This is a genomic window from Methylobacterium sp. Leaf465 (assembly GCF_001424705.1).
Classification (GTDB): domain Bacteria; phylum Pseudomonadota; class Alphaproteobacteria; order Rhizobiales; family Beijerinckiaceae; genus Methylobacterium.
In genome coordinates this window covers 270,711-279,927 of record NZ_LMRA01000044.1, presented here as the reverse complement: position 1 = coordinate 279,927, position 9,217 = coordinate 270,711, and the positions used below count along the sequence as shown (strand labels likewise).

General features: G+C 69.2%; 11 protein-coding genes. 6 read left to right on the top strand and 5 right to left on the bottom strand.

What is annotated here, in order from left to right; genetic code table 11:
- Positions 1-561 precede the first annotated feature (561 nt).
- Both ASG51_RS18605 and ASG51_RS18600 read right to left on the bottom strand, forming a co-directional pair.
- Positions 562-1,998: a YncE family protein gene (locus tag ASG51_RS18605; RefSeq protein WP_012752409.1), complete on the bottom strand. Its 1,437-nt coding sequence runs from the start codon at positions 1,996-1,998 to the stop codon at positions 562-564.
- A complete protein-coding gene (locus tag ASG51_RS18600; RefSeq protein ID WP_012752408.1) occupies positions 1,995-2,450 on the bottom strand; it encodes a DUF305 domain-containing protein in 456 nt (151 codons plus the stop codon). The genes ASG51_RS18605 and ASG51_RS18600 overlap by 4 nt, the downstream gene beginning before the upstream one ends.
- A 182-nt stretch (positions 2,451-2,632) precedes the next feature.
- Here ASG51_RS18600 and ASG51_RS18595 point away from each other — a divergent pair, with 182 nt between their 5' ends.
- From ASG51_RS18595 to ASG51_RS18570, 6 genes are all read left to right on the top strand, one after another.
- Complete coding sequence (locus ASG51_RS18595; RefSeq protein WP_012752407.1) at positions 2,633-3,028, top strand: hypothetical protein; 396 nt, start codon at positions 2,633-2,635, stop codon at positions 3,026-3,028.
- 43 nt (positions 3,029-3,071) lie between these two features.
- Positions 3,072-3,581 carry a sigma-70 family RNA polymerase sigma factor gene (locus tag ASG51_RS18590; protein ID WP_012752406.1) on the top strand — a complete coding sequence of 170 codons (510 nt, stop codon included), beginning with the start codon at positions 3,072-3,074 and terminating at the stop codon, positions 3,579-3,581.
- Positions 3,578-4,381 carry an anti-sigma factor gene (locus tag ASG51_RS18585; protein ID WP_012752405.1) on the top strand — a complete coding sequence of 268 codons (804 nt, stop codon included), beginning with the start codon at positions 3,578-3,580 and terminating at the stop codon, positions 4,379-4,381. Before ASG51_RS18590 ends, ASG51_RS18585 begins: the two co-directional genes overlap by 4 nt.
- Positions 4,382-4,493: 112 nt before the next feature.
- Positions 4,494-5,285 (top strand): SGNH/GDSL hydrolase family protein, encoded by a 792-nt coding sequence (locus ASG51_RS18580; RefSeq protein ID WP_056382354.1) that lies wholly within the window; start codon positions 4,494-4,496, stop codon positions 5,283-5,285.
- Positions 5,282-6,172: a LysR family transcriptional regulator gene (locus tag ASG51_RS18575; protein WP_012752403.1), complete on the top strand. Its 891-nt coding sequence runs from the start codon at positions 5,282-5,284 to the stop codon at positions 6,170-6,172. Before ASG51_RS18580 ends, ASG51_RS18575 begins: the two co-directional genes overlap by 4 nt.
- Complete coding sequence (locus ASG51_RS18570) at positions 6,169-6,540, top strand: DUF202 domain-containing protein (RefSeq protein ID WP_012752402.1); 372 nt, start codon at positions 6,169-6,171, stop codon at positions 6,538-6,540. Before ASG51_RS18575 ends, ASG51_RS18570 begins: the two co-directional genes overlap by 4 nt.
- A 3-nt stretch (positions 6,541-6,543) precedes the next feature.
- Here ASG51_RS18570 and ASG51_RS18565 read toward each other — a convergent pair whose 3' ends face one another.
- The 3 genes from ASG51_RS18565 to ASG51_RS18555 all read right to left on the bottom strand — a co-directional run bounded on the left by ASG51_RS18565 (position 6,544) and on the right by ASG51_RS18555 (position 9,215).
- A complete protein-coding gene (locus ASG51_RS18565; protein WP_012752401.1) occupies positions 6,544-7,629 on the bottom strand; it encodes a molybdopterin-dependent oxidoreductase in 1,086 nt (361 codons plus the stop codon).
- Between the two features lie 78 nt (positions 7,630-7,707).
- On the bottom strand, positions 7,708-8,691 hold the full coding sequence (locus ASG51_RS18560; protein ID WP_012752400.1) for a beta-propeller fold lactonase family protein: 984 nt from the start codon (positions 8,689-8,691) through the stop codon (positions 7,708-7,710).
- A 185-nt stretch (positions 8,692-8,876) separates the two neighbouring features.
- Complete coding sequence (locus tag ASG51_RS18555) at positions 8,877-9,215, bottom strand: cytochrome c (protein WP_012752399.1); 339 nt, start codon at positions 9,213-9,215, stop codon at positions 8,877-8,879.
- Positions 9,216-9,217 lie beyond the last annotated feature (2 nt).

Sequence of the window (9,217 nt, the reverse complement as noted above, 5' to 3'; positions counted from 1 at the left end):
GGCGAGGCCCATAGGCGAGATCGATGGTGCCGGCATGCTGCGCGCGGAGGCGGGCGGAGTCCGTCGTCCAACCCTCCACGATCCCCGCACTGCCCGGCACTGCGGTGGAGTTGTTGTAGGCGCCGTCGCGTTCGCCCTGACTTGCTGTCATCCAGTTKTCCSGGGCGGCGGCCAGCGATTGGGCGGACACATTCGTCACGAGACCCGCGGCGGTAAGAGCGCTCGCGGATGTTGCGAGAAGGCGACGGCGGTTTGGATCGRTCATATGTTTTACATAGCGCGAGCCTGCGCTGGAGCCACCCTGAATACGGGACCGCCTCGGCTTCAGAGAGAATTAAATCCGAAGGAGCTGTCTGCCGATCCGCCAATCTGCCGACTGAATACAGAAAATCGATTGAATGTCTGTGTCGTACGGATGCCTTCTGCGGAACGGCAGGACTCGACCCTACTCGGTCATAGAAGCAAGCCAATGGCGGCCTCGAAAGCAGACGTCGCAGCCGGACGCGCGCTGCGAACGCATGCTCTCGGATTCCCGCTTCCCGCGCTCGTGAGGCCGCCCGTTCAATCCACAGTCTGCATCTGGAAGACGCCTCCGAGTTCACCGGGCTTGCCTGAGACCACCACGAGGTAGCGCCGGCTCGCGCCGGCATCCGTGCGGGTGATCTGGCGGATCGGGCCGATCGCGTTGACGATGGCCGCGCCGGCCGGGTTGGTCATGAAGGCGGCGAGCGGCTCCAGGCCGGCGGCCCCCTTCGGATCGGCGGCCAGCGCCAGCACGAACGGCATCTTCGCGGGTAGTCCCGTGACCGCGGCCTGCAGCGTCTGCAACACGCCTTGGTCGAAGAGGGTCACTTGCGTCGCCGGCTTGCCATCGGTGCCCGCGAGCGTCAGCACGCTGGTCTTGCCGGCGGCGCCCAGCGGCTGGAGGTTCTGCTTTCCGTCCCCCTCCGGCACGGCGTTCGGGACGTAGGCCACGCCCTGCGGTCCCTGGCCGATCGGCACCTCGGCGATCACGGTGTTCGATGCGGTGTCGATCACCGCCGCCTTGTCGGCGTTCTCCAGGCCGACATAGACGCGGCTGCCGTCGCCCGAGGGCCAGAGCCCGTGCGGCAGGGCGCCGGTCGGGATGGTGGCGACCTGGGTGAAGTCCTCGGTGCGGAACACCTTGACCTGGTTCAGGCCGCCGATCGTCACGTAGGCGAACTGGCCGGCCTTGGTCGAGACGATGTTGACGTGGTTGGTGATCGGCCCGGTCTCGATGGTCTTCAGAGGCGCGAAGGGCGGACGCGCCGAAAACACCTGGGTCCTGCCGACATCCTTGAGGGTCAACCACACCTGCTTGCCGTCCGGTGTCGCGGCGATGTCGGGGCAGAACGGGCTCTCCTGCTTCACGCGCCCGACGATGGTGTGGGTCTTCGTGTCGATCACCACCGTCTCGGGGCTGAAGCTGGAGCAGACATAGCCGTAGGCGCCGTCCGGCGAGAAGATCGTCATGCCGGGCCCGTTCGGCACGGTGATCCGGCGCGTCTCCTTGGCGGTCGCGGCATCGAGTACGGCGATGTAGTCCTCGCCGCGCACGCTCACCCAGACCTCCCGGCCGTCCGGCGTGAAGAAGGCCTCGTGCGGCGCGCGCCCGACATAGGCGGTGTGGCGGACCGTGTTGGTCGCCGTGTCGATGAAGCTCACGGAGTTCGAGCCGATCGAGACCGCGAGCAAGGTCCTGTGGTCGGGCGAGAAGCCCATGCCGTGGACCAGAAGCTGCCCGCGATAGAGCGGGCTCAGGTTCATCGGCGTCGGGTCGCCGAGCCGGATCACGCCGAGCAGGACGTTGGCGGCGGGATCGACCACCGAGACCGTGTTGGAGAACTGGTCCGAGGTGTAGAACCGGTCCCTGCCGCTGACCGGCACGTCCGGTGCGGAGGCTGCGCCCGGGGCCTGCCCGGCGAGAGCCGAGCCGGAGAGCAACGCGAGGGCGAGGACGGTCAGGGCGGTCTTCATCGGCAGATCTCCGAAGGCATCTCGGCGGCAGGGGCCGTGCCATGGTGGTGAAGGTGGGTGGCTGCGGCGGACGATTCCGGCGCGGGAGGGAGATCGGCGAGCGCCCGTCGCATCACTGCGATCTCCTGGCCCTGTTCGACGATGATCCCCTGCGCGAGGCGGCGCAGGACCGGATCTTTGCCGTAGAGCAGCTCTGCCTGGGCCATCGCGATCGCGCCGTCGTGGTGGGGGATCATCATCGCGGCGAAGTCGCGGTCCGGATCGCCCGAGGGCGGGACCATCATGTCGTCATGCATCCGCGTCATCGACTGCGCCATCATCGCGTCGAAGGACGCGGAGACGACGGCCGGCGGCTCGGCGGCGGCCAGCGTCGGGGGCATCATCATCCGGCCCCCGACGAGGCCGCCGGCCATCACGGCGGCCGTGAGCGCAAATCCCAATGCTCCGCGCATGAGCCGTCCTCCCTGTTCGTTGTCGAGGGGAGAGATGCCGGGGAAACGGTTTTATTCCATGGCCGGGGACGAATTGGCGGCCCTGCCGATGTGATCGATCTTTTCCAAATGTCAGTGGAATAGACGCGCCCGTTCGGCATCTCTCCCAATGCGGTCATGGTCGACCGCCGGAGACCTCACTCATGCGCACCATGCTGATCCGCGCCGCCTTTGCGGCCTTCGCCTTCTCGGCCGTGGCCGCCCAGGCCGCGCCCGCCATGACCGCGCCCGCCATGACCGCCGAGACCGCCAAGGGGCCGGCGCTCGTCGATTCCAAGAGCATGACCCTATACACCTTCGACAAGGACATGGGCGGCAAGTCGATGTGCAACGGCCCCTGCGCCGCCAACTGGCCGGCACTGATGGCCGCCTCCGGCTCGGCTGCCAGTGGCGACTGGACGATGGTGACACGGGACGACGGCACGATGCAGTGGGCCTACAAGGGCAAGCCGCTCTACACATTCGCCAAGGACACCAAGCCGGGCGACATCACCGGCGACGGATTCCTCAACGGCGCGTGGCACATCGCCAAGCCATAATCGCTGAATGCCGGGCTCGGCCCCCTCTGACCGGGAAACGTCGTTGGACGAGATCGCCGCCCTCATCGAACCGCAGATCCCGGCGTTGCGGCGCTACGCCGTCGCGCTGTTGCGGGACCGCGAGGCAGCCGACGACCTCGTCCAGGACACGCTGGAGCGGGCATTGTCCGCCTGGTCCGGGCGCCGCCGCGACGGCGACCTGCGGGCGTGGCTGTTCACGATCGAGCGCAACCTGTTCCTCGGCGCCGTCCGGCGCCGGGGCCGACGCGGCGTCGATGTTGGCGCGGAAGCACTCGATTTGGTGCCCGATCCGGGCGCTGACCCGGAGGCCTCGATGGGGGCCCGCGACGTACTCGTCGGGCTCGATACCCTGCCCGAGGATCAGCGCTCGGTGCTGCTGCTCGTTGCGGTGGAGGATCTGTCTTATGCCGAGGCGGCCCAGGTGCTTGGGGTACCGCTGGGCACGGTGATGTCGCGGTTGAGCCGGGCGCGGACACGGATGCGAAGTTTCCTGGAAACTGGCCGGACTGGCCTCTTGAGGAGGGTGAAATGAGCGGGGATCCACGCCCGGTCGGCGAGGACGACCTGCACGGCCTGATCGACGGTCGTCTCGAACCGGAGCGGCAAGCGCTGGTCGAGGCATGGCTCGCCGGCAACCCCGCACGTGCGGCCGAGATCTCGGCGGATCGCGCCCTGCGCGAGCGCCTGCGTGCCCGCCTCGCGCCGATCGCCGAGGAGGCGATCCCGGCGCGGCTCCGGGTGGCCAATATCCGCCCGCGACATCGGCTCGTCGGCGTGGGGTGGTTTCCCATGGCGGCGGCAGCCGTGCTCTGCCTCGCACTCGGCGGTGCCGGCGGCTGGGTCGGCTATGCCCTGCACGGCGGGCCCGCGACGGCGATGGTGGTGGAGGCACCGGCGACGCAGGACGCGGTCGCAGCCTTCCGCACCTTCGTGGTCGAGGCGGTGCATCCGGTCGAGGTGCGCGCAGACGAAAAGCCCCATCTCGTCGCGTGGCTCTCCAAGCGCCTCGGCCACGCCGTAACCACCCCCGACCTCACGGCGTACGGCTTCCGCCTGATGGGTGGCCGGCTGCTACCGGCGGGTTCCGAATCCGCCGCGATGCTGATGTACGACGACGACCGCGGAACCCGGCTGACGCTCTACAGCCGCGTCGGTGACGGCGACGGGCGCACGCTCTTCCGCTTCGCCCGCGAGGGCGACGTCGCCGCCTTCTCGTGGGTCGATGGCGGCATGTCCTACGTCGTCACCGGCCGCACCGACGAGGCGCGGCTGTTGACGGTCGCCCAGGCCGTCGACGCGCAGGTGCGCGGCCTCGCGCCGGACCGGCGATAGGATCGGGACATAGGGGGACACGATGAAGACCGCCGTTCGACGACACCGCGTCCGTGGCTTGGCGGGCGCATTGTTCTGCCTTCTTGTGGGGCTCGGGGGGCCGACGTCGGTCGTGGCCGAGCCGGCCCCGACCTACCTCGCGCTTGGAGACTCGCTGGCCTACGGCCTGCAGATCGACAAGCTGAAGGGTCAAATCGCGAACGGTGCGGTGCGGCCCGAGAGCTTCGACACCGGCTACGTCGACATTCTCGCCGCCGATCTGAAGCGATCCGCGGCCGGCCTGACAGTGGTCAATCTCGGCTGCCCCGGCGAATCGACGACCTCGTTCATCGCCGGTCCCTGCGGCTTCGCCACCACCGGGAAGCCCTTCGGCACCACACCGCTGCCCCTGCACATCCCCTACCAGGGGGCCCAGCTCGCTGCGGCGACCGCGTATCTCGGCGCTCATCCTGAAGGCGTGGGTACGATCACCCTCGACATCGGCATCAACGACCTGCGCGCCGTCCAGACGGCCTGCGCCGACCAGGGTGCCGATTGCATTGCGACCCGCTGGCCGACGGCGCTCAAGGGAACCGAGGCCAACCTCAAGCTCATCCTCGGGCAGTTGCGGGAGGCGGCGCCCAGGGCGCGCATCCTCGTCGGGACCTACTACAACTGGCTCGCCGCCGCGGATCAGGGGGGCGACCGCTTCGTTGAGGACCTCAACCGCGTGATCATAGCCGCCGCCGCCGATGCCGGCGCCCGCACGGTCCTCGTCTTTCCCACCTTCAACCGGACTGGCAATCCCGTCGCCCGGCTCTGTGCGCTGACGCTGTTCTGCACGCCCGGCCACGACCTGCACCCCTCGGATGCCGGTTACCGGACGATCGGAGATCTGTTCGTCGCAGCCGCCCGCCAGCCGTGACCCTCGACCAGCTCCGCATCTTCGTGGCGGTGGCCGAGCGGCAGCACGTGACCCGGGCTGCCGAGGCGTTGAACCTCGTGCAGTCGGCGGTCAGCGCGGCGATCGCCAATATCGAGGGGCGGCACGCGACCAAGCTGTTCCACCGGGTCGGCCGCGGGATCGAGCTGACCGAGGCGGGGCGCGTGTTCCTCGTCGAGGCCCGCGCCGTGCTCGCCCGTGCCGAAGCTGCCGAACTGGTGCTCGCCGACCTCAGCGGCATGCGACGCGGGACGCTGGCCCTCTACGCCAGCCAGACCATCGCCAGCGACTGGCTGCCGCGCCACCTCGTCGCCTTCCGCCGGGCCTACCCCGAGATTGCCATCCGGTTGGGGGTGGGCAACACCACCGAGGCCGCCGATGCGGTGCGCGCGGGGCAGGCCGAACTCGGCTTTGTTGAGGGGGCGCTGGACGATCCGACGCTCGCAAGTACGACCATCGCCCAGGACCAACTGGTCCTCGTCGTCGCCCCTGGCCATGCCTTCGCCGAGGCGACCGACCTCGAACCCGAAAACCTCGCCGGGGTCGATTGGGTGCTGCGCGAGGCGGGATCGGGAACCCGCTCGGCCTTCGAGGCGGCCCTGGGTGCGGCCGGCCTCGCAGCCGCCCAGCTTCGGGTCACGCTCGAACTGCCCTCTAACGAGGCGGTCCGCGCTGCCGTCGAGGCCGGGGGCGGGGCCGCCGTACTGTCCGAAACCGTGGTCGCCGCATCGCTTCGGGCCGGGACCCTGGTGCGGGCGGCGTTCGACTTGCCGAGCCGGCCGTTCCGGGTGCTGCGCCACAAGGAGCGCTACCGCAGCCGGGCCGCCGACGCGCTGCTTCACCTGATCGCGGCAGCGAATGCCGGATGAGCGAGCCCGCGAAACCCGTGCCCCCCGACGACCCGCGGGTGAGGCTCGCCGAGGATCGGACGGTTCTGGCGGCCGAACGCACCTTCGTGGCGTGGCTTCGCACCGGGCTCGCGTTCCTCGGCGTCGGCCTCGCCGCGCAGCGCTTCCTCCGGGAGGTGCTCGCGGTCTGGCCGCTGAAGGTGCTGTCGCTGACCTTGATCGCCTGCGCGCTTGCCTCGTTCGCCGGTGCCGTGTGGCGGGACCGGGCGATCCGGGCACGGCTCACCCATGCCGAGATCCCGATGATGCCGCGCCTCCTCACCGTCGGGATTGCGGCCCTGCTCATCGCGATCTCGGGTCTCGCGGCCACCGCACTGCTCTGGGCGTGAGGGTCAGGCCACCGTCACTCGCACCCGGTGCCAGGCGGCGCTGAGGTAGCCCTTGTAGTTCCAGGTGTCGTCGGGGGCGGCCGGCTGGGTCTGGCCGGCGGAATCCCAGGCCCGCACCGCGAGCTCGTGCTCGCCGGTGGTCAGCTCGCGCTCGATCTCCCAGAACGTCCAGGCGTAGGGCGCGTCGGCATCGCGCTCGATCCGGGCCTGCGCCCAGCTGCGGCCGCCATCCGTCGAGACGTCGACGCGGGCGACCGCGCGGTCGCTGGCGATGGCGTAGCCGCGGATCGCGTGCCGGCCGGCCTTCAACGCCGCGCCGCGGGCGGGCTCGCAGATCGCGCTGTTCAACGGCATCGCCTCGATGGTCATGCCGTGGGCCGGGTCGGCGGTCCCGGCCGTCACGTTGGGCGGAAACAGCTTGTAGTCGTCGGCCTGCATCGGGTTGTCGGAAGGCCGGTCCTGAACCGAGATGCGGGCGAGCCACTTCGGGCTGCGGATACCGGCAAATCCCGGAACGACCACGCGCAACGGATGGCCGTGCTCGGGGGCGAGAGGCTCGCCGTTCATCGCGAAAGCGAGCAGCGTCTCGGGGGCCAGCGCCTTGGCGAGCGGGATCGAGGCACCGAAGCGCGTGTCCGTGTCCGCGATCCGGTCGTGGCTCTCGAAGGCGACGTGGCGCTCATCATCCGCATCGATGCCGGCCTCGCGCAGCACGTCGGCGAGCCGCACGCCGGTCCATTCCGCATTACCGATGGCACCGGGCGCCCACGGGTCGCCGGAGACCGGCGCCACGGCCAGCATGTCGGCCCGGCGGTTGCCGGCGCATTGCATCACCGCCGTGACGGTGACGGGCGCGAAGCGTTCTTTGAGATCGGCGAGGGAGAGGTCGAGGGGCGTCGCGACCATTCCGTCGACGGTCAGGCGGTAGCCGTCGGCGTCGAGGTCCGGGATGTCGCCGTGGCTGCGGACGTAGAAGTCGGCTTGATCAGTCAGGAAGGCGGCCCGCAGGCGATCGAGCGGCGGCTCGGCGTTGTAGGGCGCCTTTCCGTGGACGATGAGGCGGTCCTTGCGCTGGAACAGGCCGAGCATGGGGTCTTTGTCCTGCGTTCGCGACGTGTCGAGATCGAGAACGCGCCGGGCGCCGAAAGGCACCCGGCGCGCGACGCTTCACGGCTTCATCGTCGAAACCACCGCGTTCTTCGCGCGGTCGACCACGGCCACGCTGAGGTCGCGGTTGAGGACGTACGCGTGGGCGTTGTCGGCCGAGAACGCGATCGCCTGGCGCGGCTCGTTCAGCCCGGTCACCGTGGCGACGACCTTGAGGCTGCCGGTGTCGATCACCGACAAGGAGTTGTCCTTGAGGTTGCCCGAATAGACGAAGCGCCCGTCCGGGGTCAGCGCGGCCCCGTAGGGGTCCTTGCCCACCGCGACTTCAGAGGTGACCTTGCGGGCGGCGACATCGACCACGCCGATGGTGTTGCGGCCGCTGTTGGCGGCAAACAGCGTCTTGCCGTCCTTGGTGATCGAGATGGCGCGCAGCTTTTCGAACCCGACGATCTCGCCGGTGATCTTGTTGGTGGCGGTGTCGACCAACGTGATCTTGTCGCCGAGGAAGTTCGTCACGAACACGGTCTTGCCGTCCGGCGACAGCTTCACGCCCTGGCGCGGCTGAGCGAAGCCGGGGATCACGGCGTCTGCGAGCATGGTCTTGGTGTCGAACACGGTCAGCGTGCTCGCGGCCTCGTTGTTGACGTAGAGCTTTGTCCCGTCGGCCGAGAGCACCGTGCCGAACGCACCGGGGCCCGCGGCAAGAACGCCGGCTTCTTTGCCGGTGCCGGTCTCGTAGACCGTGATCCGGCCCGTGCCGCTGTCGGAGACGTAGAAGCGGGCGCCGTCCGGCGCGAACACGATGTTGCGCGGCGTGACGAAGCCGTCGAGGCGGCGCAGCACCGTGCCCTTGGCGACGTCGTAGACGATGACGGCGCTCTCCTCGCTGTTCGACACCGCGGCGACCGTGCCGGCGGCGTTCAGGGCGAGCGCGTTGTTCTTGATTGCGCCGTCGAAGCCGGCGGCGAATCCAGGTTGGTTCTGGGTGAGGAGCAAGGCAGCTCCGGCGAGGAGGGCGCGGAGGCTGGTGCGGACGTCAGTCATGAAGCGTGTCTCTCGGGCATGCGCCCTCGTTCGGCGGCCTGGGGCCGGCCGTGCGGGCGAGTTCGAAATCGGATTGCGTCGTGCGGGACCGGTCAGGCCGTGCATCGCCTTAGGGAGATGCCAGCGAGGGCGGTCTATTCCCCGAGGCCGACGAAAAAAGCACGGCGGCCTCGGGATTCGAGGGTTCAGGGCGTGGGCTTCAACGCCGTGAGGTAGTCGACGATGGTCTGCACATCGGCCTGATCGACCGGCGCTTTGTAGACGTGGACCATCTTGTTCACGGTCTCGGTCCACTGCGCCTTCGTGAGCTTGGGCTGGGTCAGCACCATCCCGGCCGAGTGGCAGGCGAGGCAATTGTTATTGACCGCCTCGGCTCCCGGCCCGTCCGGAAAGATCCGGTCGGACGTCGGAAATTCGATCGATTGCGAGCTGAAGCGCATCGGCTCGGGAGCAGGCGCCGCGAGCGCCACCAAGGGAGACAGGATGAGCGCGGTGATGAGGGCCGCAGGGCGGATCGTGTTCATGG

Coding starts and splice junctions, on each gene's coding strand:
- ASG51_RS18605 (WP_012752409.1), bottom strand. CDS start 1,998: ATGAAGACCGCCCTGACCGTCCTCGCCCTCGCGTTGCTCTCCGGCTCG.
- ASG51_RS18600 (WP_012752408.1), bottom strand. CDS start 2,450: ATGCGCGGAGCATTGGGATTTGCGCTCACGGCCGCCGTGATGGCCGGC.
- ASG51_RS18595 (WP_012752407.1), top strand. CDS start 2,633: ATGCGCACCATGCTGATCCGCGCCGCCTTTGCGGCCTTCGCCTTCTCG.
- ASG51_RS18585 (WP_012752405.1), top strand. CDS start 3,578: ATGAGCGGGGATCCACGCCCGGTCGGCGAGGACGACCTGCACGGCCTG.
- ASG51_RS18570 (WP_012752402.1), top strand. CDS start 6,169: ATGAGCGAGCCCGCGAAACCCGTGCCCCCCGACGACCCGCGGGTGAGG.
- ASG51_RS18565 (WP_012752401.1), bottom strand. CDS start 7,629: ATGCTCGGCCTGTTCCAGCGCAAGGACCGCCTCATCGTCCACGGAAAG.
- ASG51_RS18560 (WP_012752400.1), bottom strand. CDS start 8,691: ATGACTGACGTCCGCACCAGCCTCCGCGCCCTCCTCGCCGGAGCTGCC.
- ASG51_RS18555 (WP_012752399.1), bottom strand. CDS start 9,215: ATGAACACGATCCGCCCTGCGGCCCTCATCACCGCGCTCATCCTGTCT.